The organism is Pseudomonas sp. NPDC096950 (assembly GCF_044762525.1).
In the GTDB taxonomy this organism is placed as follows: domain Bacteria; phylum Pseudomonadota; class Gammaproteobacteria; order Pseudomonadales; family Pseudomonadaceae; genus Aquipseudomonas.
In genome coordinates this window covers 429,816-454,644 of record NZ_JBIWEL010000003.1, presented here as the reverse complement: position 1 = coordinate 454,644, position 24,829 = coordinate 429,816, and the positions used below count along the sequence as shown (strand labels likewise).

Sequence of the window (24,829 nt, the reverse complement as noted above, 5' to 3'; positions counted from 1 at the left end):
AACCTCACGTTGCCGCAGCGAATCCCCGCTGCAGATCCTCGATCAACGCGTCGACATCCTCCAGCCCGATGTGCAATCGCAACACCGGATTGAGTGCGCGATCCGCCGCGCTATGGCGTTCCTTGAGCTCGGCGACCGTGACCAGGCTTTCGTAGCCACCCCAGGAAGCGCCCAGCCCAAATAGTTGCAGCGCGTCGATGAAACGCTCGATATAAGCCTCCTCAGCGTCCCGCAGTTCGAACGACAGCAAGCCGTTGCTGCCCTTGAAATCGCGCCGCCACAGGGCGTGGCCAGGGTGATCGGGCAACGCCGGATGGAACACTCGCTTCACTTGCGGTTGTGCCTGTAGCCAATGAGCAATGTCCAGCGCCTGGCGTTCATGGACGTCCAGGCGTGTTGCCAGGGTGCGGGCGCCGCGCAGTACCAGGTAGGCGTCGTCGGGGCTGACGGCGTTGCCGAAGGTGTCGCTCATGGCCCCCAACGGTTGCCACACGTCTTCGCGGGTGCAGACGCTGCCCATGACCACATCGCTGTGGCCGCACAGGTATTTGGTCAACGCCATGATCGAGATGTCCGCGCCCAGGGTCAGCGGCCGGTACAGGTAGCCCGAGCCCCAGGTGTTGTCCACGGCCAGCAGGATGCCCCGCGGCTTGCACAGGGCGGCGATGGCCGGCAGGTCGCAGAGTTCGTACAGCAATGAGCCGGGCACTTCGGTGTAGACCATTTTGGTATTGGCTTGCAGCTTCGCGGGCAGATCACTGCCGTCAGGGGTGAAGTAGCTGACCTCAATACCAAACGGCTGAAGAAACTCCCGGGCCAGGCGCCGCACCGGCGAGTACACGGCGTCGGTGATCAGCACGTGATCGCCGGGCCGCAGGTACGCCAGGAATGTCTGCGCCACCGCTGCCAGTCCAGTGCTGAACAGGCGCGTGCGATAACCGCCCTCCAATTCAGTAACCAGGTCTTCCAGGGCGAACGCCGTCGGGTTGCCGCGTGCGCCGTAGCTCAGGACGCGCTCGTGGTCGCGGCGGGAACGGGCGTCGCGCATTTGGGCGAGGTTGTCGAACAGCACCGTGCTCAGCCGCGTAACCGGGACGTTGACCCCACGCCCGCCGTTGCCTTTTTCAGTACGCGCGCAATGGACCAGTTGGGTACGGACCCGAGGCGTTTGCTGACGCAGCGGCTTGAGGCTGGCGATTTCCTCTTCGCTCATCTGCGCCAACAAGCCGATTTCCCAGGCCAGGTACTGCCGCGCCGCGTCCTTGTTGCCGGAGTGGCGGTCATGGGTGAAGAACAGGAAATCGATGCATTGCGCGTCGGGCGGAGTGTTGGTGTCCGCTTGCAGCTCAAGACCCGCCACATTCCCGGCGAACCGGGTTTGCTGGCGTTGATGCTCAGGCAACTCCAGCGCCGCGAACGCCGCCAGCCGTGGATCGTCGGCCAGCAACACCAACGGCCGTTGCTCACTGGCCACCTCGGCCGCCAGCAACGAACGGATCGACCAGCGCGCCCCGGCGATATGACCCTTGCGATACACCATGCTCGGGCGCAGATCGATCAGTGCGACCGCATCGTCCTTCAACGCGTCGGCCAGCGCTTGCGTCGTGATGGTTGGCAACGCCTCAGGCGCAATGACCTCAAGCGCCGACAACCCCAGGGAACTGCCCACACCGCCCTCAAGCACATACGCCTCATGCCCCAACTGCCGCAGCCAACTGGCGACAATCGGTGCGCGCACGCCATCGCTGTCGATCAGCACCAACCGCGCCTTGCGCACACCCACGTACAAATCGGTGGATTGAATCAACTGCCCGCCTGGCGTGTGTTGCGCGCCCGGCAGCGTGCCGGCGGCGAATTCTTCGGCGGTGCGCACGTCGCACAGGAACAGGCTGCGTCCGCTGTCTTTCGCCCACTGCTCAACCTGCGCGGCCCCGACGGTTCTCACTCCGGCCTTTTCCGCCAATTGCGCGGCAGCCAGGCGTTGACCCGGCAAGGCATCGGATGACACCACATCGGCATAACGCCGGGTGCTGCCATGCTCCAGTTGAAAATCTTCCAGATACCAACCCTGGGTGCCGTTTTCCAGGGCATAAACCGGATTTTTCACCCCCAGGTTGATCAGCGTCTGCGCACCGATAATGCTGCGGGTGCGACCGGCGCAATTGACCACAATCGGCGTGGTCTCGTCCGGCACCAGATCATGCACGCGATAGCCCAACTCGCCATTCGGGCAGCACACCGAACCGGGAATGGTCATCTTGCGGTATTCATCGAACGGCCGACCGTCGAGCACCACCAACGGCTCGCCCCGGGCCTGCCATTCGGCCAACTGCGTGGCGGTGATGTGGGGCGTATGACTCGCCTCCTCCACCAACTCGCCAAACGCCTTGGACGGCACATGCACCCCGGCAAACAACTGGAAACCGGCGGCCTGCCAGCCCTCGGCACCGCCCTCCAGAATATGCACGCGAGCATAACCCAGCGCCTGCAAACGCCGGGCAGCACGGGCCGCAACGTCGCCACCGTCCTGGTCATAGATCACCAGCCGTACCTGAGGATTCGGCGCCAAACGCCGGGCCTCCAACTCCAGTCGGCTATAGGGCAGGTTCACCCCGAAAAACAGGTGGGCTTCGCCATATTGGCCATGCTCACGCACGTCAAACAGGGCAATTTCCTGCCCGTCGAACAGCCACTGCTGCAGTTGCCCTGGGGTTACGGTCTGGCTCATGGAAGTCCCGCTTGAAAATAGAAATTATTGAAGCGCGAGGGAGCGCTCGTTGGCGGCGATGTCGCGACCCTTGGCATAGGCGCGCTGGATGGCTGGCCGGGCCTTGAGGCGTTCGCGCCAGGCGTGAATGTGCGGGTAGTCCGTCAAATCCTGGCCCTGCCGCTGCGGCTGAATCCACGGGAAGATCGCCATGTCGGCGACGGAGTACTCACCCGCCACATACGGCACTTCGGACAACCGCGTTTCCAGCACTCGATACAGCCGCGTCGCCTCGGCATTCAGCAGGTCGAGGGCGAACGGAATCGGCTCCGGCGCCTTCTCCTTGAACAGCTGCAACTGGCTCAGGTACGGCGTGACATGCCCGACCTGCCAGAACAACCATTCCTGAACTTTTTGCCGCTCGGCAGTCCCCGTTGGCGGCAGGAAACGCCCGGCCTTGTCGGCCAGGTAATTGAGGATCGCCCCGGACTCAAACAGGCTCAGCGGTGCGTCCAGCGCCTCAGGCGCATGATCGACAATCGCCGGAATCCGCCCATTGGCACTGATGCGCTGGAACGCCGGTTGCTTCTGCTCGCCGGTGCGGATGTTGACCGGCACCACGCGGTATTCCAGCCCGAGCTCTTCAAGCAAGATGCCGATCTTCAACCCGTTGCCGGTAGGCCAGTAGTGCAAGTCGATCATGCGTAGGCCTTGATTGATGGCGCCATTTGCGAGGCGTTGTAGTTGAGAATCCGCCCGTCGGCTTCGACGCCGTAGCGCCCGTTGAGGGATTCCAGCGGCAAGCCGTAGAGGTGGAAATGCAAGGTCGCCTGCTCGCCCTCGACCCGAATCCCGTGCAGGTCTTCGCCAAGGAACGAGATCGACGTGCCGGGTTGCACGATCACTTCTTTTTCCAGGCGCAGGGTGGTGAACCCCGGCTCGCGTCCTTCATCACTGCGCCCGTAGACGTAGTTGATTTCCTGGCCTTCGACGGCGCTGATGATCGCCCAGGTTTCGTGGTTGTGCGCGATTGTGCTTTTGCCCGGCAACAACGAGTTCAGGTACAGCGTCGGCGTGTCGCCATCGTCGTTCAGGCGATAGCGGAACGCGGTGCTGCCCTGCCCCGGCACCGGCGCCGGGAAGGCGTCGAAGTTGAACAGGTCCCGGCGCTCGGCCAGGGTTTCGAGCAGGGCAACAATTTCCACCAGCGCGGTGCGGTCGACGCCCCGTTGATTGATCACACGGATTTTCTTGAGGAAATCCTCGATGACGACGGCACGGTTATCGGTACTCATGAATTAGCTCCTCGGTGTTACACGGACAGGCTGTAGCGGCCCAGGTTGGTCAACAGGTACGGATCATTAGAATTCGCCGGGCGACGGCCCGGATCACCCAAGGCATGGCGCAGGAATTCCTGGGTGCGCTCGCTGCTCGGGTGCTGGAAGATTTGCGCGGCGCTGCCGTGTTCGACGATCACGCCGTTTTCGGTGAAGTAGACGATGTCGCTGATTTCCTCGGCGAAGCGCATTTCGTGGGTCACCAGCACACAGGTCATGCCCTCTTCGGTCAGCTCGCGAATCACCGTCAGCACCTCGCCGACGGTCTCCGGATCGAGAGCCGAGGTCACTTCATCGAACAGAATCAGTTCCGGGCGCATGGCCAGGGCACGGGCGATGGCTACCCGCTGCTGCTGACCGCCGGACAACTGGCCGGGATAGGCATCGGCTTTGTGTTCCATGCGCACTTTAGCCAGCAGCGCCCGGGCCTCTTTTTCCGCCTCGGCACGGCTGCGGCCCAAGACTTTGCGCGGAGCGATCACCAGGTTTTCCAGCACCGACAGATGCGGGAACAGGTTGTATTGCTGGAACACAAAACCCACACGTTTGCGCAACTCGATGCGCTGGGCTTCCTTGGCCAACGTGTGCACGTCGGTGCTGCCGACGCGGATGCTGCCGCGCTGGGGCTGCAACAGGCCGGTGATGCAGCGCAGGATCGTCGACTTGCCCGAGCCCGACGGGCCGATGATCGACACGGCCTGGCCGCGATGCACGTCGAGATCGATGCCCTTGAGCACCGGGTTGGCGCCGAACGACAGGTGCAGGTCCCGCAGGCTGACCAGGGGCTCGGCGACGGTTTCAATAGAAGGCATAACGTCGCTCCAGGCGTTGGGTCAGTCGGGAAATCGGGTAGCAATAAGCGAAGAACAGCACCAGCAGACTCAGGTAAATCACCACGGTGAAACCGGTCATGTTCACGGTGTTGCTGGCAATCTGCGCGGTGTCGATCACGTCATGTACGCCCACCAGCGAGGCCAGTGCGGTGCCCATGGTGATCACCGCGTAGAGGTTCATCCACGGTGGCAACATGCGTTTGAAGCACTGCGGCAGGATGATCGAGCGGAAAATCTGCCCACGGGTAAACGCCAGGGAACGCGCGGCTTCCCACTGGGTGCTGGGGATCGAGGCAATGGCGCCCCGGAAGATTTCCGCGACGTTGGCACTCGCCGGCAGGGCCAGGCCGATGGTGACCTTGACCCAGTCCGGGAACGAGACATAAGTGCTGCCAAGCTTGATCTCGAACGGGAATACGTAGGTGGTGAAATAGATCAGCACCAGCCACGGCGCATTGCGGAAAATCTGCACCCAGATCTGCGCCGGCAAGCGCAACAGGCGCAGCGGCGACACCGCCAACGCACCCACCAACAGTCCCAGCACCGAGCCCAGACCAATCGCCACCAGGCTGATCAGAATGTTCTGGCCAAAGCCCACCGCCAATGCCGGCGACCATTGCAGCAACGCCTTGAACACCGGGCTTTGCGGCGCGAAATACAGCAGGAACAGCACCGCGCCAACCAGCAAAAGCAACTTGCCGACATGCCGGCGCGGCCAGGCCAGCGGTGCGCTGACGGACGATTCAATGGCCATAGCCGGGCATCCTCAGGCGCGCTTCGAGCAGGCGCCCCACACAATTGACGATAAAACTCAGCAGGCCGAAAAAGCTCAGGATCAGGATCATCAGCTCCAGCACGTTATCGCTTTGGGTCCAGATCATGATCGCCGCGTAGGTGATGTCGCCCACCGCAATCGCCGAGGCCACGGCGGTCATCTTCACCAGGTCGATCAGGTTGTTGATCAGCGACGGCAAGGCAAAACGCAGGGCCAGGGGCAGTTGCACATTCCACAGCAACTGGCGGCTGCTGAAGGCTAGGGAACTGGCGGCTTCCAGGGTCACTGCCGGCACCGCCTCGATCCCGGCGCGCAAGGCTTCGGCGTGGAACGCGCCCTTGTGCAGCGAGATCACGATCACCACCCAGGCAAACGGCGTCAGCGGATTCGCCGCGCCGACGGCTTGGGTCAGCAACATGTTCAAGACCAGAAACGCGCAATACAGCTGCACCAGCGTCGGCGTGTTGCGGGTGACTTCGATAAACACCCGTGACGGTTTCGCCAGCCACGGTTTGCCCGAGGTCAACATCGCCGCCAACCCGACACCCGCCAGCAGACTGCCGACGATGGTGAACAGGCACAGCAACGCGGTGGTCAGCGCGCCTTGCTCCAGGGTGCCGCGTTGATAGGCGTCCAGCAGGAAGTTGTAATTGAGGCCAAACCCGGCGGTCCAGTGGACGAACAGCTCCAACAGATGACTCATGCTGCGCCTCGCAATTGCCCGCAGGCTTGGGCGATGCGGCGGCCGGCTTCGGCAACGCTATCCGTCGCGGTGGCGATGGACAGGCGAAACCACGGCGACAATCCATAGGCGCTGCCCGCCACACCGGCGACACCCTCCTCCAGCAAATACGCCACGACATCGGCATCACTGTCGAGGCGCACGCCGTTCGGGCGATAACGTCCCAGCAAGCCTTCGCAGCGGACGAACACGAAGAAACCGCCCTGAGGCTCAAGCACTTCAAGACCGTTTACGGCTTTCAACGCCGTCAATAACAAGTCCCGGCGCTGCTGATAGGCCGCGACCTGCGCTGGCAAGAAATCCAGCCCGCCGTCGAAAGCGGCCAGCGCAGCGGCTTGTCCGACCGAGGAAGCCCCCGACGTCGATTGCGATTGCACAACCGCCATCGCACTGGTCAACACCTGCGGCCCAGCACCGAAACCGATGCGCCAACCGGTCATGGCGTAGGTCTTGGACACCCCGCCCACCAACAGGCAGCGTGACTGCAAATCCGGCGCGACGTTAAGCAGACTCAACGGTTGCTGGCCGTCAAAGCGAATATGTTCGTAAAGCTCATCCAGCAGGATCAACACGTGCGGATGACGCCGCAGCACTTCGGCCAATGCCTGCAACTCGGCGGTGCTGTAGACCGCGCCGCTTGGATTGCCTGGACCGTTGAGGATCAGCCATCGCGTGCGTTCGCCGATGCTCTGTTCCAACTGCTGCGGCGTCAGCTTGCAGCCCTGCGCCAGTCCGCACTCGATAAACACCGGCTCGCCGCCATTGATGCGTACGCTGTCCGGAAACGACGGCCAGTACGGCGTCGGCACCAGCACTTCATCGCCGTCATCGAGGGTCGCGGCGAAGGCGTTGAAGATGATCTGTTTCGCACCGTTGGCAATCACGATGGATTCCAGCGGGTACTCCAGCCGATTTTCCCGTTGGAGTTTGCGTTGCACTGCGACGCGTAAAGCTTTCACGCCAGGCGTCGGCGTGTACTTGGTGGCCCCGGCGGCAATGGCGGCATAGGCGGCTTGCTTGATGTGTTCCGGGGTGTCGAAATCCGGCTCGCCGGTAGTCAGGTCGAGGATGTCGCGACCGGTTTCACGCAACGCCGTGGCCTGGGATTTGGCGGCGGCATTGGCCGACAGCGAGACGCGCTGTACGCGTTTTGACAGGCGAACATTCATGGCTTGGCCACCTCCACGACTTTGCCCGGATTGAGCAGGTTTTTCGGGTCCAGCGCGTGCTTGATGCGCCGCATCAGGTCCAGCTCCACCGGGCTTTTGTAGCGGTCCAGCAAACCGACCTTGCGCTGGCCGATGCCGTGTTCGGCGCTGATCGAACCGCCGTGGGCGTGGGCGCTGTCGTGCACCAACTCGCTAAGTGCCGCGTAGTTGGCCATGTGCGCCTCGACCGACGAATCCAGCGGATGCGCGACGTTGTAGTGCAGGTTGCCGTCGCCCAAATGACCGAAGGTGAAATGCCGCACGCCGGGAAAGTGTTGTTGCAGCAGCGCATCGGTGTGCGCGACAAACGCCACGACCTGGGAAATCGGCACCGAGATGTCGTGCTTCATGTTGCGCCCGGCACGCTTCTGCGCCTCGCTCATGTTTTCCCGCAGCAGCCACAGTCCTTCGCTCTGGGCCAGGCTTTCGGCGATCAGCGCATTGGCCAGCAGTTCTTGTTCAAAGGCATCGCCCAGCACCGTCTCAAAAGCTTCGCGGGCATGGCTTTCGCTGTGGTTATCGGAGAGCTCCAGCAGCGCAAACCACGGCTGCACCGCGCCGAGAAACGGTTGCGGGCCTTGGGGAAATTTTTCGCGCAGCAACGCCAGGCAATCGGCGCTGAGCAATTCGAACGCGGTCAGGCTGGCGCCGAAACCGGCGCGGGCGTGGGACAGGAAGGTCACCGCTTGGGCCAGCGAATCGAAGGCCAGCAACGCCGTGGCCTGGGCCTTGGGCAGCGGAAACAGTTTAAGGGTCGCGGCGGTGATAATGCCGAGGGTGCCTTCGCTGCCGATAAACAAGTCGCGCAGGTCGTAGCCGGTATTGTCCTTGCGCAAACCGCGCAGGCCATTCCAGATTTCGCCCTGGGCGGTGACCACTTCCAGGCCGAGGGTCAGCTCGCGGGTATTGCCATAACGCAACACGGCGGTGCCGCCAGCGTTGGTGCCGAGGTTGCCGCCAATCGTGCAACTGCCTTCGGCACCGAGGCTCAGGGGAAACAGACGTCCGGCATCACGCGCCACGTCCTGCACGGTTTGCAGAATGCAGCCGGCCTCGACGGTCAGGGTGTCGTTGTCGGTATCCACGTTGCGTACGCGGTTCAGGCGATCGAGCAACAGCAACACGGCGCGGCCACTGGCGTCCGGGGTCGCGCCGCCCATCAAACCGGTGTTGCCGCCCTGCACCACGATCGGTGTGTCATTGGCCATGCAAGCGCGGACCACTGCCGCGACTTTCTCGGTGTTGGCCGGATGCACGGCGGCAATCACCTGTCCGACGTAGCGACCCTGCTTGTCCGTCAGGTACGGCGCAGCCTCTTCGCCGCTTTGCACATGACTGGCGCCGAGCAGTTGCTGCAAGGTCGCGAACAGCCCTTGGCTCATGGTTGAACCGCCAATGGTGCAGCGTTGCGATACTGTTCATGCAAGTCACGCAAAGCCTGGGACGGCGCCATGCCAGTGCGTTCACCCAGCGCGATCAGCCAGCCGCTGCGGTGCCAGTCGCGAACGATGGCATCCAGTTTGGCTTGGGTATCGTGTTCGCCCTTGCGAATCCAGATCACCGAGTTCGACGGGATCAAATCCCCCGGCAGCGGAATTTCATAACCGGCCCATTCCGCATCGCTCAACAACGCATGCATGGTCGGGCTGACATGCACCGCTGCCACGCAACCATTGCCGCGCAGGGACAACAGCGATTCGGACTGACTGCGGAACGCCTTGATTTCTGCGCCATAGGTTTCTTGCAACGGCTTGATGAAGTTGCTGCCCTGGGACACGCACACCGGTTTGCCTTTCAGGTCGGCCCACTGGGTGATGCCCGCGCCTTTGCGAATCAGTGCGGCGCCGCCGACTTCTTCATAAGGCGTGGGCACGTAGTCGAGAATCTCGGCGCGCTCGTCGGTGTACTGCATGTTGGCGATCAGGATGTCGACCTTGCCCTGTTGCAGGAACTGCACGCGGTTCGGCGCCAGCACCGAGACGGTATTGGTTTCGACGCCCAGAGCCTTGCCGATGCCCTTGGCCAGTTCGACGTTGTAGCCCAGGTGTTCGCCGGTCTTCGGGTCGATGGTGCCGAACGGCGGGCCGCTGAGAATCACCCCGACGCTGATGGCGTGGCGTTGTTGAACCTTGTCCAGGGTGGCGTCGGCCTGAGCGAAGCTGGCGGCCAGCGCGGCGCATCCGGCCAGGCACAGGGAGGTCAGGGTTCTGGCGGAAAAAAGTGGCTTCATGCACGGCTACCTTGAGCGTTGAGCGGTTGAAAACGAGGAGCCGGACTCAGGCGCCATTGGCCTGGAATTGTTTCTGCAACTCGACCAGCGCCGGGGATGCCGGGGTGATGTGGTTGCGGGTCTGGGCCTCGATCAACCAGCCGCTGCGGTGCAGCTCCTTGATGATCGGGTCGAGTTTGGCCTGGGTGTCGCTTTCGCCACGGCGGGTCCAGATCACCGACGGCGCCGGGTTGAGTTCCGGGGCGATCGCGCGGTAGCCCTGCCATTCGGCGGTGTCGGCGATCAGCGGGTTGATCAGCGTGGCGTCGTGCACGGCGGCGACGCAGTTGTTGCCGCGCAGGGCCAGCAAGGATTCCGACGAACTCTTGAACGCCTTGATCTCGGCGCCCAGTTCGGTCAGCGGCTTGACGTAGCTGCTGCCCTGAGAGGTGCAGACCGGTTGATTCTTCAGGTCTTCCCAACGGGTGATCTTGCTGTCCTTCAGAACGGCTGCGGTGCCGCCGACGCGGTAGAACGGCGTAGGCACAAAGCCGAGAATCTCGCCGCGCTCGGCGGTCCACTCCATGTTGGCGATCAGCAAATCGACCTTGCCCTGCTGCAGGAACTGCACACGGTTGGCCGGCAGCACCGGTACCAATTGCACTTCGGCGCCGAGTTGGCGGCCCAGTTCGTTGGCGAGGTCAACGTTCAAGCCGCGAGGTTTCTGGCTGGCGGGATCGATCCCGCCAAACGGGCCGCCGGACAGCAGCACGCCGACCACCAGCACGTGGCGTTCCTGGATCTTGTCCAGGGTCGCGTCGGCTTGCGCGGCAGAGATGCCGGACAAGGAGATCAAGGCGCCCAGCATCACAGGCAATAATCGTTTTACGGGTGAGCGCTCGAGCAACATGGATTTTTCCCTCATGGATGATCGGCGTACCCCGACCTGATGAGTGGGCATCCTGGGTACAGCGCAGAGGTAACGGAAATACAAATATCTAATATCGTTATAACTCGCAGTATTTCATTTTTGAGCAAAACGCTTATATCCCCATATTTACTGGCATTCGTCGTCCTTCCAAAAAATACACGTCAACAAATACATAAAAATATGTAATGTTTAGGTTTGCACCCTTGATATAAAAAGCAGCCGCCATGTCGACCCTCGATCTCGAATTACTGCGCACCTTCATTGCCGTGGTGGATCACCACAGCTTTGCCGAAGCCGGCGCGCAACTGGACCGCACGCAATCGTCAGTTACGCAACATATGCAGCGCCTGGAGCAGCAGGTGGGCGTGAGTCTGTTCGAAAAGCGCGGTCGGCAAAAACAGCTCACCGAAGCCGGCCAGCAGTTGCTGCGGCATGCGCGGCAGATGCTTTCGTTGAATGACGATGCGCTGAATTCCCTGCGTGAAAGCAGCTTGAGCGGCGTGCTGCGCATCGGCTCGCCCCACGACATCGCCGACACCATCCTGCCGCCGATGCTCAGCCACATCGCCCGTTCGGCGCCGCGTTTGCGCCTGGAGATCGATGTCGGGCGCAGTCCGTTCCTGATGGATGACCTGCACCGGGGCAAGGTCGATATGGTGATTTCCACCCGCGCCGACCCGAACCTCGAAGGCTTCGCCTTGCGCACCTCGCCGGTGTGGTGGATTTGCTCGGCGCAGTACATCCACAACCCCGGCGAACCATTGCCGCTGATCCTGGTGGATGAACCGAGCATCTATCGCCGCTATGCGCTGGAAGCGTTGGAACGCGCCAACATTCCCTGGCGCCAGGCGTACCTGGCGTCGAACCTGATCGGCATCAAAGCCGCGACCCGCGCAGGGTTGGGCGTGACCCCGAGAAGCATGGAAATGCTCGGGCCGGACATGCGGGTATTGGGGGAAAACGACGGGTTACCGCGACTGCCGGACGTGACGTATCACTTGTGGATTCGGCCGAATACCGTGAACCCGCTGGTGCGCAGGGCCTACGATTTAATTAAAAGCAATCAGGGTCACTGACACCCCAAAACGCATACGTAGGAGCCAGCCTTGCCGGCGAAGGCGTACTCAAGAACGCCTTCGCCGGCAAGCCTGGCTCCTACATAGGGTTATCCGGGTGTTTGAGCACTAACAACACAAAACCAAATGTGGGAGCGAGCCTGCTCGCGAAAGCGGTGTGTCAGCCAACAAAGATATCGACTGACAGATCGCCTTCGCGAGCAGGCTCGCTCCCACAGGGGTTTTGCGTCGCTCACAAATACAAGGCTCAACCCCAATCAAATGTGGGAGCGGGCTTGCTCGCGAAAACGGTGTGTCAGCCAACAAAGATATCGACTGACAGATTGCCTTCGCGAGCAGGCTCGCTCCCACAGGGTAATGCGTTACTTCAGAGCCAACCGATCAACAACACTTCGGCCCGGCCTTGCTTCCGTAACGCGCTTCCTGACGTTCCCGGAAGAACATCTCGTAGTCCATCACCGGTTTGTCCGGGTGTTTGGTTTGCATATGCTCGACGTAGTTGTCGTAGTCGGGCATGCCGACCATCAGGCGTGCGGCCTGACCGAGGTATTTACCGAGGCGACTCAGGTCATTGAACATCGTGGCAATCCTCGATCACACTTCCGGCACAGCCTGGAACGGCGATTCTTTATCCGTGCGTTCTTTTGTACCCCAGGCGGAAATCCCGACCTTGAGCGCATAGAACAGGATGCTGAACACCACAAACAGGAACAGCGCGGTCAGCGTTGCGTTGGTGTACGCGTTGTAGATCACGTGCTGCATCTGGTTGATGTCCTTGGCCGGCGCGAGGATCTGGCCGTTGGCCAAGGCATCGCTGTATTTCTTGGCCAGGGCCAGGAAGCCGATCGCCGGGTTGGCGTCGAACAACTTGATGAAACCCGCCGTCGTGGTGCAGATCAGCAACCACGCGGCTGGCAACAAGGTCACCCAGATGTAGCGTTGGCGTTTCATTTTGATCAGCACGACAGTCGCAAGCATCAGCGCGATGCCGGCGAGCATCTGGTTGGAGATACCGAACAGCGGCCACAAGGTGTTGATCCCGCCGAGAGGATCGATCACGCCTTGATAGAGCAAGTAGCCCCACATTGCGACACAACCGGCAGTCGCGATCAGGTTGGCAGTCCAGGACTCGGTGCGCTTCAGCGCCGGAACGAAGGAGCCAAGCAAATCCTGAAGCATGAAGCGTCCGGCACGGGTGCCCGCGTCCACGGCGGTCAGGATAAACAGCGCTTCAAACAGGATCGCGAAGTGGTACCAGAACGCCATGGTGTTTTCACCCGGCAGGACACTGTGCAGGATCTGCGCGATACCAACCGCCAAGGTCGGTGCACCGCCAGCGCGAGCCAGCACGGTGGTTTCACCGATGTCATGGGCCACCGCTTGCAGGGCTTCCGGGGTGATTGCAAAACCCCAGCTGCTGACGGTCTGTGCAACCTGGATCACATCACCACCGACCACGGCAGCCGGGCTGTTCATGGCGAAGTACACGCCTGGCTCGATTACCGAAGCGGCAACCATCGCCATGATGGCGACGAAGGATTCCATCAGCATGCCGCCGTAACCGATGTAACGGGCATGGCCTTCGCTGGCGAGCAGTTTCGGCGTGGTGCCGGAAGCGATCAACGCGTGGAAACCCGAGACCGCGCCGCAAGCGATGGTGATGAACAGAAACGGAAACAACCCGCCCTTCCACACCGGCCCGGTGCCGTCGATGAATTGGGTCAGTGCCGGCATTTTCAGCTCGGGCATGGTGACCAGGATCCCGACGGCCAACGCCAGGATGGTGCCGATTTTCAGGAAGGTCGACAGATAGTCACGGGGCGCCAGGATCAGCCACACCGGCAACACCGCCGCGACAAAACCGTAGCCGATCAGCATCCAGGTGATTTGCACACCGGTGAAACTGAACATTTTGGCCCACACCGGATCCGCAGCAATCTGCCCGCCGACGAAGATCGAACCGAGCAGCAACGCCACGCCGATCACCGAGATTTCGCCGATGCGACCTGGGCGGATGTAGCGCATGTAAATGCCCATGAACATCGCGATCGGGATGGTCGCCATCACGGTGAACATGCCCCACGGGCTATCGGCCAGGGCTTTCACCACAATCAGCGCCAGCACCGCGAGGATGATGATCATGATCAGGAAGCAGCCGAACAGCGCGATGGTGCCGGGGATGCGGCCCATTTCTTCACGGACCATGTCGCCCAGGGAGCGACCGTTACGGCGCGTGGAGAGGAACAGGACCATGAAGTCCTGCACCGCACCGGCAAACACCACGCCGGCGATCAGCCACAGCGTACCGGGCAGATAGCCCATTTGCGCCGCCAACACTGGCCCGACCAAAGGCCCCGCGCCAGCAATGGCCGCGAAGTGGTGACCGAAAAGGATGTGTTTGTTGGTCGGAACATAGTCCAGACCATCGTTGTTGAGAACAGCAGGGGTGGCGCGATTGGGGTCGAGTTCCATCACCCGGTTGGCGATGAACAAGCTGTAGTAGCGGTAGGCAACAAGGTAGATGGCGGTGGCGGCGACGACGATCCAGAGGGCGTTGATCGCTTCGCCGCGGCGCAGGGCCACGACACTCAGCGCAATCGCTCCAATGACGGCCACGACAAACCAGGCGAGGTGTTTAACCAGACGGGTCATTGCGTGTCTCCTGCCGGCAGTCCGATAGGCCGCGGCGAAAATTTTTATAATGGTGCCCGTTTTGCGGACGTGCCTAATATCCGCGCATGTCGCCATCAGTGAAATCCGCAGTACTACGTAAACCCCTTCTACGTAGTACTACGCAGACCGGATTGATCCATTAGTCCGACGGCGCTTTACGCTGGCGAAGTGAAGATCTTTTTGGCCTATCATGCCCCCACCACGCCACCCGCCAACGGCCCTGCCGCACCGTCGCCCGGTCTGGACAGGAGTAGATATGCAGCTCAAACACAAAATCGTTGCCCTGGGCATCCTGCCGCTGATCCTGGCGATTGCAGTGATCTGCGCCCTGGTCATGTTCCAGAACCGCCAGCTCGGCGAGCAGCAGGCGCAGTTGATCGAGGACAGCATCCTCGCCAGCAAACGCGCCGAACTGAAAAACTACGTAGAAATGGCCAAGAGCCTGATCGAGCCGCTGTATGCCGACGGCAAAGGCGACGCGGCGGCCCAGCAGCAAGTGCTCGAAGAACTGCGCAAACTCAGCTTTGGCATCGACGGTTACTTCTTCGTCTACGACCGCCAGGGCCGCAGCCTGATGCACGCCCGGCAATCGGACCTGGTCGGCAAATACCTGTGGGACATGACCGACCCCCATGGTCTGCCGGTGATTCAAGCCTTGCTGAAAAGCGCCGAATCCGGCGCTGGGTTCCAACGCTACGCCTGGAAAAAACCTTCCACCGGCGCGGTCACCGACAAACTCGCCTACGTGGTGATGCTGGACCGTTGGGGCTGGATGCTCGGCACCGGCATCTACCTTGAAGACGTCGAACAGGCCACCCAACAAGCCCGGGATGAAGTCGCAAATGGCATCCACGGCACCATGCTGGCGATTGCTGCGGTCGCACTGATTGCGGTGTTGCTGGTGTTTATCAGTGGCATGACCCTCAACGTCAGCGAACATCGCCTGGCGGACAAAAAACTCCAGCGCCTCAACCAGCGCATCGTCAGCTTGCAGGAAGAGGAACGCTCACGGGTCTCCCGGGAACTGCATGACGGCATCAGCCAGTTGCTGGTGTCGATCAAGTTTCAGTTCGAACTGGCCAGCCATTTGATCGAGGCCGGGCGCGACAATGGCTTGAGTATTCTGCGTGAAGCCACGGAGCGCCTGGGCAGTGCCATCGGCGAGGTGCGCAGCATTTCCCATGACTTGCGTTCGTCGCTGCTCGACACCCTGGGCCTGCCCGCCGCCATCGGGCAACTGGCCGCCGAATTCCAGCAGCGCAGCGGCTTGCAGGTGAACTACGAAAGCGACCTGTTCGACTGTGATCTGGTGGATGGCGCGGCCGTGGCGGTGTTCCGCATTGCCCAGGAAGGCCTGACCAACATTGAACGGCACGCCCAGGCCAGCTCGGTGTCGATCACCTTGCAGGGTTCCAGAGAGGCGTTGCGACTGGTCGTGGTGGATAACGGCGTCGGTTTTAACGTCAACCGAGTCGATCGCCTGAACGCCGGGATCGGCCTGCGCAATATCCGCGAACGGGTCGAACACTTCGGCGGCCGGCTCGACCTGCATTCAACGCCGGGCCGAAGTGAACTGAACGTCCTTATCCCGATGAGTATGACGGCCGCCTGAAGCCGATCATCCTCACAAAACAATAAGAGAGTTGCATTGATGAACCTGCCCTTCCCGATCCGCGTCGCCCTGGTTGACGATCATTCACTGGTGCGCGACGGCATCCGCGCGTTGCTCACGGTGGTGGATTTCCTGGCCATCGTCGGTGAGGCCGACAGTGGCGCGAGCGCGATTGAAATGGTCCGCGAAACCCAGCCGGATTTGCTGCTGGTGGATATCGGCCTCAAGGACATGAACGGCTTGGAACTGACCCGCCAACTGCGCCGCGAGCACCCGGACATCAAGATCCTGATCCTGAGCATGTACGACAACAACGAGTACGTGAGCGAGTCAGTGCGCTCCGGGGCCAGCGGCTATGTGCTGAAGAATTCCCCTTCCCGGGAAATCATCGCCGCCATCGAAGCAATTGCCAGCGGCGGCACCTTCTACAGCGCGGAAATCGCCCGGAAACTCGCCGCCGACCGCCCCGCCGACAACGAACTGACCCCGCGTGAAAGCGAGGTGCTGTGCAAAATGGTGCTGGGCATGAACAACAAGGAAATGGCCCGCGAACTCGACATCAGCGTGCGCACGGTGGAAACCCATCGCCTGAGCATTCGCCGCAAACTCAACATCGATAAACCGGCGGCGCTGCTCAACTACGCGATTGAGCGGGGGTTGATTTCCCGCTGAGAATTGTGCCCCGCGAAAACCCTGTGGCGAGGGGGCTTGCCCCCGTTCGGCTGCGGAGCAGTCGTAAAACCTGACGACAGGGTCTATCTGAGAGATTGCGGGGGGGCCGCTTCGCGACCCAACGGGGGCAAGCCCCCTCGCCACAACTGCAAATCAGAGCTTGGCAATCGACACTTCGGTGGACTTCACGAACGCAATCACTTCGCTGCCGATTTTCAATTCCAGATCCCGCACGGAACGGGTAGTGATCACCGAAGTGACGATGCCGGAGGCGGTTTGCACATCGATTTCCGAGACCACTTCGCCTTCCAGGATTTCTTTGATAACACCTTTGAACTGGTTACGAACGTTGATCGCTTTGATGGTCATGTTGAGGCTTCCTGTCTGATGGTGGGCAAACCGCACTGATGTGCTGGTCTTCAAAATGCACTGCCCGAGCCGATAACAAAAGGAATATATAACGATTTATTTATTCCTGAATCGTATATGCAAACCTCCTAAGCTAAGATCTAAAAATTATTTAAAGAATAATTCTTAGAACCCTATGCTCATGACAGATCGCCACCTTCTCCGTTGCCTACTGTCGAGTCCGCCATGTCAAAGCCCTTCAAGAATGCTGTCCTTACCAGCCTGGCCGTTGCACTGGCCCTGTCCTTCGCACTGCCGGCCCAAGCCCGGGAAACCGTGCGCATCGGTTACCAGAAATCATCGACTCTGATCACCCTGCTGAAAACCCAGGGCACCCTGGAAAAAACCCTCGCGCAGAACAACATCGACGTGACTTGGCATGAGTTCTCCAGTGGCTTGCCGCTGCTCGAAGCGTTGAACGTTGGCAATGTCGATATCAGCGCCGACGTGGCCGATACCGTGCCGATTTTCGCCCAGGCCGCACAGGCCAAATTGACCTACTTTGCCGAGGAGGCGCCCTCGCCTTCGGCCCAGGCGATTGTGGTGCGCAAGGATTCGCCGCTGCAGCAACTGGCGGATTTGAAAGGCAAGAAAGTCGCGGTGACCAAAGCGGCGGGTTCCCACTATTTGCTGATCGCGGCGCTGAACAAGGCCGGCCTGAAGTTTTCCGATATCGAACCCGCTTACCTGTCCCCTGCCGATGGACGGGCGGCTTTCGAGAACAACAAGGTCGATGCCTGGGTCACCTGGGAACCCTTCCTCACCGGCGTGCAACGCCAACTGCCGACCCGCACCCTGGCGGACGGTGTCGGCCTGGCCAACTACAAACGTTATTACCTGACCAGCAACAGCTACGCCAAGCAACACCCGGAAGTCCTGAAACTGGTGTATGACCAACTGCACAAGGCCGGCGACTGGATCAAACACAACCCCCGCGACGCCGCGCAAGTGCTCGGGCCGCTGTGGGGCAACCTGGATGTGGCAACCGTCGAAACGGCAAATGCCCATCGCAGCTACCAAGTGCAACCGGTGAAGGCTGACCAGTTGGGCGAACAGCAGAAAATCGCCGATGCGTTTTTTGCCGAAGGGTTGTTGCCTAAAGCGGTGGATGCCAAGGACGTCGATATCTGGAAGCCATGACACCCACCATTGTGGAGATTGCGGTGGTACGCAAATACCTGATTCACCCTCGATCAACTGTGGGAGCGGGCTTGCTCGCGAAAGCGGTATTCCAGGCACAGAAGATGCGTCGGATGTACCGGCCTCTTCGCGAGCAAGCCCGCTCCCATAGGGGTTACATAAAGTTGTAGGTGTAGTTGAAGATCAATCGGGTCTGATCCTGGTCGGGGATGTTCGTACCGCCACCGCGATAGGTGCCATGACGCACTGTCGTGCCGAAGCCTTTCAACGCGCCAGTCTGGATGACGTAGTCAACCCGCATGTCGGTTTCCCATTCCTTCTGATCAGCGCCACCGGCCGCCACTGACTTGATGTCATCGCCATGCAAGTAAGCGACGGAGGCCTTCAGGCCCGGCACCCCCATGGTCGCGAAGTCATAGGAATACTGACCAAACGTAGTGTTCTCACCCGCCCGCGCGAACTGGTTGATCACGCTGTCGGTGAACAGATAAAAACTGGCACCGCCCGCCCCTTCATTCACCAGGTTGCCCTGGTTCACCCAGACAAAACCACCGTCGTCGGACACCCGTTGATGACCGAGCATCAGCGCGTTGCCACCCAGCGTGTAGGTGAACATCGCTGACCAGGTCTTGTTGTCGACCTCGCCCGGCGTTTTGGCGTAACCACCATTGTTATTGAACAGGTAGCCGGCCGTGCCATTGGCGCCGTCGGAGCGGCTGTCGAAATAGCGCAGGTCGGTTTTGAAGGACTGGTCATCGCCGATGGGCAACACGTGAACCAGGCCGAGAAAGTGCTGCTTGTAGAAGTCTTCAAGGTTCGAATAGTAGTACTGCAACGTCAGGTCTTTGGTGACTTTCCAGTCGGCGCCGCCGAAACGGAACTGGTTGCTGTCCTCGGTGCCGCCCGCCACGGACAGGCCGGTGCGGTTACTCGATGCGCGGCCCGTTGCATGTTCAAGTTGCCCGGCGATAAAGGTGAAGTTGTCGAGTTCCTTCGAGGTGATCATGCCGCCCTCGAACGTTTGCGGCAGCAGACGCGCATCGTTGGCCACCAGAATCGGCAGATTGGGCGCCAGGGTGCTGCCGTAACGTGCTTCGGTCTTGGAGAAGCGCGCCTTGGCAGTGGCGCCCAGGCGACTCCACTGATCCACGGCCGAACCGTCGCTGTCGCTGGGGGTGAAGCTGTTGTTATCGGGATGAAGCCCCTTACCGCCATCCAGGTGAATGCCGACCAGCGCCTGAACGTCCAGGCCGAAACCGACAACCCCCTCGGTGAAGCCGGACAAGTAGTCCAGCCTGAAACCTTGCGCCCATTCGCGTTGGTCGGCGCCGCCTTCGCGGTTGTCATTGTCGTAGTAGAAATTGCGTGCGGAAACACTGGCTTTACTGTCCTCCAGAAAAGCCGCATGGGCGGCCTGACTCAGGGTCACGCCCACGGTCAGACCGGCCAGCGCGATGGAGGCGGACAGCGATTTATTGTTGTTTTTCATGTGTACTCCCGGGATGCATTTTTATTATGAGTGAATCGTCAGGCACTACTTCGCCCTACGGCCCCCTGAAGAGAGCCGCGGTTGCAGGTTTTGCTACAGGGATGTGTGGCGACAGCCGCCCTCGCTAAAGGCCCGCCCACGCCTCAATGTCGAGCACCAGTTCGGTCAAGTCGCGCTTGCCGCCGTCTTGCAGCGCCGCGACATTCCACATCTGGCGCAAACTGCTGCCCACCCACATCGGTACGCCCAGCGCCTGGCACTCATCGACCGCCAGGCCGATGTCCTTGCAGACGCTGCCAATGGGAAAGCCAAAATCGAAGGTGCGCGGCAGCACGTGTTTGGGGAATTTATCCAGGGTCGCGCCGTTCTTGCCGCTGCCGGCATTGATCACCGACATCATCACGTGCGGATCGAGCCCGCCCTTCACCCCGGCGACAAACGCCTCGGCGGTGATGGCGAAGGCCGTGGTCGAGAGCATGTTGTTGAGCAGCTTGAGCAACTGCCCTTGCCCGGCCTCCTCGCCGACCACGAACACCTTGCCGAACACATCGAACAACTCGCGCACCTCGGCGATGGCGTCAGGCTTGCCCGCGACCATCATGGCCAACGTGCCTTTCTGCGCACCCGCAGCGCCGCCGCTGACCGGTGCATCGACGGTTTCGATGCCCCGCGCGAGAAGACCGGCGGCGACCTCCTGCTCAGCCCGCGAGCCGACCGTCGACAGGTCGACCAGAATCCGCACCGCAGCGCCCTCGACGATGCCGTTTGCGCCCAAGGCCACGGCTTTGAAAATCGCCGGGTTCGGCAAACTGGTGAAGATGATTTCAGCACTGTTCGCGACCTCCAGGACGCTTTGTGCCACCCGTGCGCCCAACGCCGACAGTTCCTCCAGCGCCTGCGCATCGGTATCGAAAATCACCAATTGATGGCCGTGCTCGATCAAGCGTCGAGCCATGGGACGGCCCATGACCCCTACCCCGATAAATCCAAGCAATCTGTTGTCTGTCATGTCCGCTCCCGAAATTTCAAACCATTGCGCCGCGCCCTTGGCCAGAGTGGCCTGTGGCCGCAGCGATCGACATTCATCTGCCAGTGGCGAGTTGCATCACTACGCTCGCATCCGACGCCTGATCCAGTGACCACAGCGCATCAATCAGCGGTTCCACCGCGCAGCCCGAACGACCGTATTCCGCGAGTTCGCGCAGTTTGCGTTCAAGGTCCGGATCGCTGAGCGGTGCGGCCAGGCTGCCTCGGGAAACCGAGACCTTGCGCGACAGCGTCTGGCCGGAATGCAACAGGATCCGTACCTGCGCCGCTTCCACCGCGTAATCCGCGTCATCGACGAACACCAGCTTGGGATACAGCGCCCGTAACGCCGGGTCGGCCACCGCCGAATCGCTGAATTGCGCGAGGCCGGCCTCCCCCGTCGACAAGGCCACGGCGACCGCATGCTGGGCGCTGACTTGCGACTCCCGGCCGCTGCGGATGTCGGGCCGATCGGTGCGCTCGCGCAGCAGCGGATGGCCGGTCAGCTCGACGCGCGCGATGTCGTCCATCGACCATGCGCGATCTTGATAAAGCGCCAGGCACGCCTCGATCACCGGGTTCAACACCACGCCACAGGGATACGATTTATAGGTGTTGGCCGACAACGCCCAACGCTCGCCCAACCCCTCGCTGACCTGGAGAAAATCCGGGCGTTCGCCCATGACCCGAAGGAAGCCGCGCTCGCCCTCGATCGGTCGCTCGGGGCCGGCAAAACCTTGCTGGGCCAGTAGCGCCGAAAGCAGCCCGTTACGCGCCGAATTGCCGACACCGATGCTCTTTGCCGCACTGCCCAGCGTTTCCACCAGACCCGAGGATTGGGCACTCGCATTACCCAGCGCCCACAGGTGTTGTTGTGCGTCCAGGCCCAGCAGTTTTGCCGACGCCGCCGCTGCGCCAAAAACGCCGCAGGTTGAGGTGATATGCCAGCCGCGCTGGTAGTGATCCGGAAAAACGGCCATGCCCAGGCGACACTCGACTTCAACTCCCAGAACAAACGCCAGCAACAGTTGTTCACCGGACACCAGCGTCGTCTCGGCCAACGCAAACAGCGCGGCGGCAACCGGCGCGGTCGGATGAATGATCGTCGGGATATGCGTGTCGTCGAAGTCGTAGACATTCGCGCTCATGGCGTTCAGCGAGGCGGCATGCAGCATGTCCGTGCGGTGCGCACGTCCGACCAGGCGCGCTTGCTGTCCCGAGCGAAAACCCTCGAACAGCGAGATCGCTTTGCCGACATCAGGGTCATTGCACCCTGCCAGACACACCGCAAAATAATTCACCAGCGCCCGCTTGGCCTCATACCGCACGGCATGGGGCACATCGCTCCACTGGGTACGCTCGATGAACCCGGCCAGTTGTCGAGTCAACGGCGGCACCTCGGTGCCGCGATACAGCTCTGGGCGAACTTCGCCTCTGGTCATGCTTGTCTCCTTCAATGTTGGCCCGGCGTTGTGCTGTCGTCGCAGGACTCAACTGGCCAGCCAACCGTCGTCCACCGGCAGGGTCGCGCCGGTGATATGAGTGCCCGAGGCGCTGCACAGGAACACCACCAGATCCGCCACATGCGCCGCATCGACAAACCGCCCGGTGCCCTGCTTGCCCTGCAAAAACACACGGGTGGCGGCGTCACGGTCCAGTTGCTTGTCCGCCATCAGTGCCGTGAGACGGCTTTCGATATTGGGGGTCAGCACCGAACCGGGGCACACCGCGTTACAGGTGATGCCCTGCCCCTGGGTTTCCACCGCCACCGCACGGGTCAACCCGAGCAACGCGGTTTTGGTGGTCACGTAATCGATACGGTTGGCAATCGCGCGCGAGCCATAGGCGGAGGACATGTTGATGATCCGTCCCCAGCCCCGTGCACGCATGCCCGGCAAGGTCAGCTGAATGGCACGAAAGGCAGCGGTGAGATTGACCGCCAACGCCTGATCCCAACGCTCACCCGGAAAATCTTCAATGGGTGCAAAGTGCCGGATCACGGCGTTATTGATCAGTACATCAATGCCGCCCATGCGCGTCTGCGCATCATCTATCAGCACGTCGACTGCATCGCGCCCGGTCAAATCGGCACGCACGTAGCAGACGTCTACACCGTGCTCGCGCTCCATGGCCTGGCACGTCGATGTCATGTCCTGCGGCGACTCGAGGCCATGCAGCACCAGGTTGCAACCGGCAGCGGCCAGGCCTCGGGCCATCGCGAGGCCGAGCCCGTTCGACGAACCGGTGATCAGCGCCGTTTTACCTTTCATGCCTGCGCCCCGGCTGAGCCGATACGCACTGCAAACGAAGGATCATTCGGGTCCACCGGAGCAAAACGATTCATGACGTCAGGGTCATGACCGGGAATCACCACCGCGTCGGGTTGCTCGTGCAACCATTCGCGGATTTGCGCATAGCCCTGGTACATGTCGGCCAGACTATCGAGCACGGCGAAAGGACGGTCCTGTTCCAGTTCCTCGTAGTAATGAATGGCGTCCGACGCGAGGATCACCGGCCCGTCCGGCATTTGCACCACGACGGCCAACTGGCCCGGGGTATGACCGCCGATTTCGTAGAGCTCGATGCCCGGGATCAGGGTGTTATGAGGCTCGTCGAGCAAGGTGATGCGACCGGCGTCGGCCAGCGTCTGGATGAACTGGATGTCCAGAGGGTCGATGTGGTGGGCGTACTGCGGACGCTTGCCCATGTCCGTCGACCAGAAGTCAAACTCTTTGCGCGACATGACGATTTGCGCGTTGGGGTACAGACCGAGATTACCGGCGTGATCGTAGTGAGCGTGGGTCAACACCAACAGCTTGACCTCGGCCGGATCGATGCCCAGGCGCGCCAGTGCATCGGCCGGCGCCACCACCGGCTGACGACGACGGGCAATCGCAGCTTCGGGGCTGAACCCGGTGTCGATGACGATGGTCTGGTCGGCGTTGCGAAATATCCAGAAGAAGTAATCCATGGTGATTTCGGCATCCGGCTCCTTGTAAGCACGGAAGTTGTAATAGCACTCGCTTTTGCTCGTCTGGCGAGTGCCGTAACGCACGATGATGATTTCGGGATCGGTCCAGTCGGGCTTCACGGTCGCCACTGATGGGGTGTTCATATCTGACTCCTGAGGAGAAGAACGCATGGGTGTGCCACGCTCTTGTTTTTATAGGGTTGTTTGATGATTACCGGTCTCGCCAAGCGCCTGTTCAAGCATCGGCGCCGCCAGCAACGCACCGTGGATGCCGATAACGCTGACGATCTCCAGCATCTCCATGATTTCCTCGGCCGTCGCGCCATAGCCCAGGGCGTTGCGCATGTGCAGTTTCAAGCCCGGCACATAGAGGTGCGTGGCGGCGGCATCGAAAGCGCAGTAGATCAGCTCCTTGATTTTTGGCGGCAGGACGCCGGTACGCCACGGCACCGAGGAAAACTCGACATAGGCTTCGAACAGTTCCGGATCGAGTTCCAGCAAACCTTCCCAGGACGCATGCCAATAACCACGATTTTTCACGAAGGCGTCCTTGAGCGCTTCGCGCCGGGCATCCAGCGGCACCGGACCGTTGCGCAAGCCTTCCTCTTCCAGCACTTCCAGCAGCACCGGCACACCGACATTGGAGGCATGGATGCCGACGGTGCTGATCAACTCCAGCACTTCCATCAACTCTTCTGCAGTGGCGCCATGCTTGATCGCCGCGCGCAAATGCTCCTGCACACCCGGCGCATACAAATGGGTGGCCGCGGCATCGGCGGCTATGGCGATGAAGGATTTGACCTTGTTCTCCAGGTGGTTCTTTTTCCACGGGACCGCGGCAAACCCTGAATACGCTTCGAGAAAACCGGCATCCAGGCGCAGGACACTGTCCCAGGCCGGGCTCCAGGCACCGCCCGCATCCATGAAAGCCTGTTTTACGTGCTGCTGTTTTTGCGTGAGCATCATCGTCTTTCCTTCATCAAGGGACCCCGGCTGAGGGCGTCGCCCGCCGGGATATCG

23 protein-coding genes are annotated in these 24,829 nt (G+C 61.2%); 4 read left to right on the top strand and 19 right to left on the bottom strand.

The window, feature by feature from the left end; all coding sequences use genetic code 11:
* Window positions 1–4: 4 nt before the first annotated feature.
* Genes metC through ACIQY3_RS09170 form a run of 10 tightly spaced genes read right to left on the bottom strand, consistent with a single transcriptional unit; the run spans window position 5 to window position 10,721 of the window.
* Entirely contained in the window at window positions 5–2,728 is a 2,724-nt protein-coding gene (gene metC / locus ACIQY3_RS09215) for a cystathionine beta-lyase (protein ID WP_403018719.1), read from the bottom strand.
* A 24-nt stretch (window positions 2,729–2,752) separates the two neighbouring features.
* Entirely contained in the window at window positions 2,753–3,409 is a 657-nt protein-coding gene (locus ACIQY3_RS09210; protein ID WP_403018718.1) for a glutathione S-transferase N-terminal domain-containing protein, read from the bottom strand.
* Window positions 3,406–4,002: a cysteine dioxygenase gene (locus ACIQY3_RS09205; RefSeq protein WP_403018717.1), complete on the bottom strand. Its 597-nt coding sequence runs from the start codon at window positions 4,000–4,002 to the stop codon at window positions 3,406–3,408. Before ACIQY3_RS09205 ends, ACIQY3_RS09210 begins: the two co-directional genes overlap by 4 nt.
* A gap of 17 nt (window positions 4,003–4,019) precedes the next feature.
* The gene (locus ACIQY3_RS09200; protein ID WP_403018716.1) at window positions 4,020–4,856 is read right to left on the bottom strand and encodes an amino acid ABC transporter ATP-binding protein; all 837 of its coding nucleotides are present in this window, start codon (window positions 4,854–4,856) and stop codon (window positions 4,020–4,022) included.
* Entirely contained in the window at window positions 4,843–5,631 is a 789-nt protein-coding gene (locus ACIQY3_RS09195; RefSeq protein ID WP_403018714.1) for an amino acid ABC transporter permease, read from the bottom strand. The genes ACIQY3_RS09200 and ACIQY3_RS09195 overlap by 14 nt, the downstream gene beginning before the upstream one ends.
* A complete protein-coding gene (locus ACIQY3_RS09190) occupies window positions 5,621–6,355 on the bottom strand; it encodes an amino acid ABC transporter permease (protein ID WP_403018713.1) in 735 nt (244 codons plus the stop codon). The genes ACIQY3_RS09195 and ACIQY3_RS09190 overlap by 11 nt, the downstream gene beginning before the upstream one ends.
* Complete coding sequence (locus ACIQY3_RS09185) at window positions 6,352–7,563, bottom strand: aminotransferase class I/II-fold pyridoxal phosphate-dependent enzyme (protein ID WP_403018711.1); 1,212 nt, start codon at window positions 7,561–7,563, stop codon at window positions 6,352–6,354. The genes ACIQY3_RS09190 and ACIQY3_RS09185 overlap by 4 nt, the downstream gene beginning before the upstream one ends.
* Window positions 7,560–8,984 (bottom strand): FAD-binding oxidoreductase, encoded by a 1,425-nt coding sequence (locus ACIQY3_RS09180; RefSeq protein WP_403018709.1) that lies wholly within the window; start codon window positions 8,982–8,984, stop codon window positions 7,560–7,562. Before ACIQY3_RS09180 ends, ACIQY3_RS09185 begins: the two co-directional genes overlap by 4 nt.
* Window positions 8,981–9,832, bottom strand: coding sequence for a transporter substrate-binding domain-containing protein (locus ACIQY3_RS09175; RefSeq protein ID WP_403018707.1), 852 nt, complete (start codon window positions 9,830–9,832; stop codon window positions 8,981–8,983). The genes ACIQY3_RS09180 and ACIQY3_RS09175 overlap by 4 nt, the downstream gene beginning before the upstream one ends.
* 46 nt (window positions 9,833–9,878) lie before the next feature.
* A complete protein-coding gene (locus ACIQY3_RS09170; protein ID WP_403018704.1) occupies window positions 9,879–10,721 on the bottom strand; it encodes a transporter substrate-binding domain-containing protein in 843 nt (280 codons plus the stop codon).
* Window positions 10,722–10,966: 245 nt separating this feature from the next.
* Here ACIQY3_RS09170 and ACIQY3_RS09165 point away from each other — a divergent pair, with 245 nt between their 5' ends.
* Window positions 10,967–11,818: a LysR substrate-binding domain-containing protein gene (locus ACIQY3_RS09165; protein WP_054050770.1), complete on the top strand. Its 852-nt coding sequence runs from the start codon at window positions 10,967–10,969 to the stop codon at window positions 11,816–11,818.
* A gap of 381 nt (window positions 11,819–12,199) precedes the next feature.
* Here ACIQY3_RS09165 and ACIQY3_RS09160 read toward each other — a convergent pair whose 3' ends face one another.
* The gene (locus ACIQY3_RS09160) at window positions 12,200–12,397 is read right to left on the bottom strand and encodes a YbdD/YjiX family protein (RefSeq protein WP_054050768.1); all 198 of its coding nucleotides are present in this window, start codon (window positions 12,395–12,397) and stop codon (window positions 12,200–12,202) included.
* Window positions 12,398–12,412: 15 nt separating this feature from the next.
* Window positions 12,413–14,470, bottom strand: a complete 2,058-nt coding sequence (locus tag ACIQY3_RS09155; protein ID WP_403018700.1) for a carbon starvation CstA family protein — start codon at window positions 14,468–14,470, stop codon at window positions 12,413–12,415.
* A 277-nt stretch (window positions 14,471–14,747) separates the two neighbouring features.
* Between ACIQY3_RS09155 and ACIQY3_RS09150 the strand changes: the two genes are divergently transcribed.
* Window positions 14,748–16,103 (top strand): cache domain-containing protein, encoded by a 1,356-nt coding sequence (locus ACIQY3_RS09150; protein ID WP_403018698.1) that lies wholly within the window; start codon window positions 14,748–14,750, stop codon window positions 16,101–16,103.
* A gap of 39 nt (window positions 16,104–16,142) precedes the next feature.
* On the top strand, window positions 16,143–16,775 hold the full coding sequence (locus tag ACIQY3_RS09145; RefSeq protein WP_403018697.1) for a response regulator: 633 nt from the start codon (window positions 16,143–16,145) through the stop codon (window positions 16,773–16,775).
* A gap of 153 nt (window positions 16,776–16,928) precedes the next feature.
* Here the strand turns inward: ACIQY3_RS09145 and ACIQY3_RS09140 are convergent, their stop codons facing one another.
* Window positions 16,929–17,144: a molybdopterin-binding protein gene (locus ACIQY3_RS09140; protein WP_034150404.1), complete on the bottom strand. Its 216-nt coding sequence runs from the start codon at window positions 17,142–17,144 to the stop codon at window positions 16,929–16,931.
* Between the two features lie 225 nt (window positions 17,145–17,369).
* On the opposite strand from ACIQY3_RS09140, the gene ACIQY3_RS09135 reads away from it, so the two are divergent.
* Window positions 17,370–18,323, top strand: a complete 954-nt coding sequence (locus tag ACIQY3_RS09135; protein WP_403018695.1) for an aliphatic sulfonate ABC transporter substrate-binding protein — start codon at window positions 17,370–17,372, stop codon at window positions 18,321–18,323.
* A 154-nt stretch (window positions 18,324–18,477) separates the two neighbouring features.
* Here the strand turns inward: ACIQY3_RS09135 and ACIQY3_RS09130 are convergent, their stop codons facing one another.
* From ACIQY3_RS09130 to ACIQY3_RS09105, 6 genes are all read right to left on the bottom strand, one after another.
* Entirely contained in the window at window positions 18,478–19,812 is a 1,335-nt protein-coding gene (locus ACIQY3_RS09130; protein ID WP_403018693.1) for an OprD family porin, read from the bottom strand.
* 124 nt (window positions 19,813–19,936) lie between these two features.
* The gene (locus ACIQY3_RS09125) at window positions 19,937–20,821 is read right to left on the bottom strand and encodes an NAD(P)-dependent oxidoreductase (protein WP_403018692.1); all 885 of its coding nucleotides are present in this window, start codon (window positions 20,819–20,821) and stop codon (window positions 19,937–19,939) included.
* 73 nt (window positions 20,822–20,894) lie between these two features.
* On the bottom strand, window positions 20,895–22,280 hold the full coding sequence (locus ACIQY3_RS09120; RefSeq protein WP_403018691.1) for an MmgE/PrpD family protein: 1,386 nt from the start codon (window positions 22,278–22,280) through the stop codon (window positions 20,895–20,897).
* Window positions 22,281–22,328: 48 nt separating this feature from the next.
* Window positions 22,329–23,108 (bottom strand): SDR family NAD(P)-dependent oxidoreductase, encoded by a 780-nt coding sequence (locus tag ACIQY3_RS09115; RefSeq protein WP_403018690.1) that lies wholly within the window; start codon window positions 23,106–23,108, stop codon window positions 22,329–22,331.
* A complete protein-coding gene (locus tag ACIQY3_RS09110) occupies window positions 23,105–23,953 on the bottom strand; it encodes an N-acyl homoserine lactonase family protein (protein WP_403018687.1) in 849 nt (282 codons plus the stop codon). The genes ACIQY3_RS09115 and ACIQY3_RS09110 overlap by 4 nt, the downstream gene beginning before the upstream one ends.
* Before the next feature lie 48 nt (window positions 23,954–24,001).
* Window positions 24,002–24,772, bottom strand: coding sequence for a carboxymuconolactone decarboxylase family protein (locus ACIQY3_RS09105; protein WP_403018686.1), 771 nt, complete (start codon window positions 24,770–24,772; stop codon window positions 24,002–24,004).
* Window positions 24,773–24,829: the final 57 nt, after the last annotated feature.

Excerpts from the sequence above, each read along its gene's own strand:
- ACIQY3_RS09195 (WP_403018714.1), bottom strand. The coding sequence starts at position 5,631 with ATGGCCATTGAATCGTCCGTCAGCGCACCGCTGGCCTGGCCGCGCCGG.
- ACIQY3_RS09110 (WP_403018687.1), bottom strand. The coding sequence starts at position 23,953 with ATGAACACCCCATCAGTGGCGACCGTGAAGCCCGACTGGACCGATCCC.
- ACIQY3_RS09210 (WP_403018718.1), bottom strand. The coding sequence starts at position 3,409 with ATGATCGACTTGCACTACTGGCCTACCGGCAACGGGTTGAAGATCGGC.
- ACIQY3_RS09190 (WP_403018713.1), bottom strand. The coding sequence starts at position 6,355 with ATGAGTCATCTGTTGGAGCTGTTCGTCCACTGGACCGCCGGGTTTGGC.
- ACIQY3_RS09150 (WP_403018698.1), top strand. The coding sequence starts at position 14,748 with ATGCAGCTCAAACACAAAATCGTTGCCCTGGGCATCCTGCCGCTGATC.
- ACIQY3_RS09120 (WP_403018691.1), bottom strand. The coding sequence starts at position 22,280 with ATGACCAGAGGCGAAGTTCGCCCAGAGCTGTATCGCGGCACCGAGGTG.
- ACIQY3_RS09130 (WP_403018693.1), bottom strand. The coding sequence starts at position 19,812 with ATGAAAAACAACAATAAATCGCTGTCCGCCTCCATCGCGCTGGCCGGT.
- ACIQY3_RS09170 (WP_403018704.1), bottom strand. The coding sequence starts at position 10,721 with ATGTTGCTCGAGCGCTCACCCGTAAAACGATTATTGCCTGTGATGCTG.
- ACIQY3_RS09205 (WP_403018717.1), bottom strand. The coding sequence starts at position 4,002 with ATGAGTACCGATAACCGTGCCGTCGTCATCGAGGATTTCCTCAAGAAA.
- ACIQY3_RS09105 (WP_403018686.1), bottom strand. The coding sequence starts at position 24,772 with ATGCTCACGCAAAAACAGCAGCACGTAAAACAGGCTTTCATGGATGCG.
- ACIQY3_RS09175 (WP_403018707.1), bottom strand. The coding sequence starts at position 9,832 with ATGAAGCCACTTTTTTCCGCCAGAACCCTGACCTCCCTGTGCCTGGCC.
- ACIQY3_RS09125 (WP_403018692.1), bottom strand. The coding sequence starts at position 20,821 with ATGACAGACAACAGATTGCTTGGATTTATCGGGGTAGGGGTCATGGGC.
- ACIQY3_RS09115 (WP_403018690.1), bottom strand. The coding sequence starts at position 23,108 with ATGAAAGGTAAAACGGCGCTGATCACCGGTTCGTCGAACGGGCTCGGC.
- ACIQY3_RS09145 (WP_403018697.1), top strand. The coding sequence starts at position 16,143 with ATGAACCTGCCCTTCCCGATCCGCGTCGCCCTGGTTGACGATCATTCA.
- ACIQY3_RS09185 (WP_403018711.1), bottom strand. The coding sequence starts at position 7,563 with ATGAATGTTCGCCTGTCAAAACGCGTACAGCGCGTCTCGCTGTCGGCC.
- ACIQY3_RS09135 (WP_403018695.1), top strand. The coding sequence starts at position 17,370 with ATGTCAAAGCCCTTCAAGAATGCTGTCCTTACCAGCCTGGCCGTTGCA.
- ACIQY3_RS09140 (WP_034150404.1), bottom strand. The coding sequence starts at position 17,144 with ATGACCATCAAAGCGATCAACGTTCGTAACCAGTTCAAAGGTGTTATC.
- ACIQY3_RS09200 (WP_403018716.1), bottom strand. The coding sequence starts at position 4,856 with ATGCCTTCTATTGAAACCGTCGCCGAGCCCCTGGTCAGCCTGCGGGAC.
- ACIQY3_RS09180 (WP_403018709.1), bottom strand. The coding sequence starts at position 8,984 with ATGAGCCAAGGGCTGTTCGCGACCTTGCAGCAACTGCTCGGCGCCAGT.
- ACIQY3_RS09155 (WP_403018700.1), bottom strand. The coding sequence starts at position 14,470 with ATGACCCGTCTGGTTAAACACCTCGCCTGGTTTGTCGTGGCCGTCATT.
- ACIQY3_RS09160 (WP_054050768.1), bottom strand. The coding sequence starts at position 12,397 with ATGTTCAATGACCTGAGTCGCCTCGGTAAATACCTCGGTCAGGCCGCA.
- metC (WP_403018719.1), bottom strand. The coding sequence starts at position 2,728 with ATGAGCCAGACCGTAACCCCAGGGCAACTGCAGCAGTGGCTGTTCGAC.
- ACIQY3_RS09165 (WP_054050770.1), top strand. The coding sequence starts at position 10,967 with ATGTCGACCCTCGATCTCGAATTACTGCGCACCTTCATTGCCGTGGTG.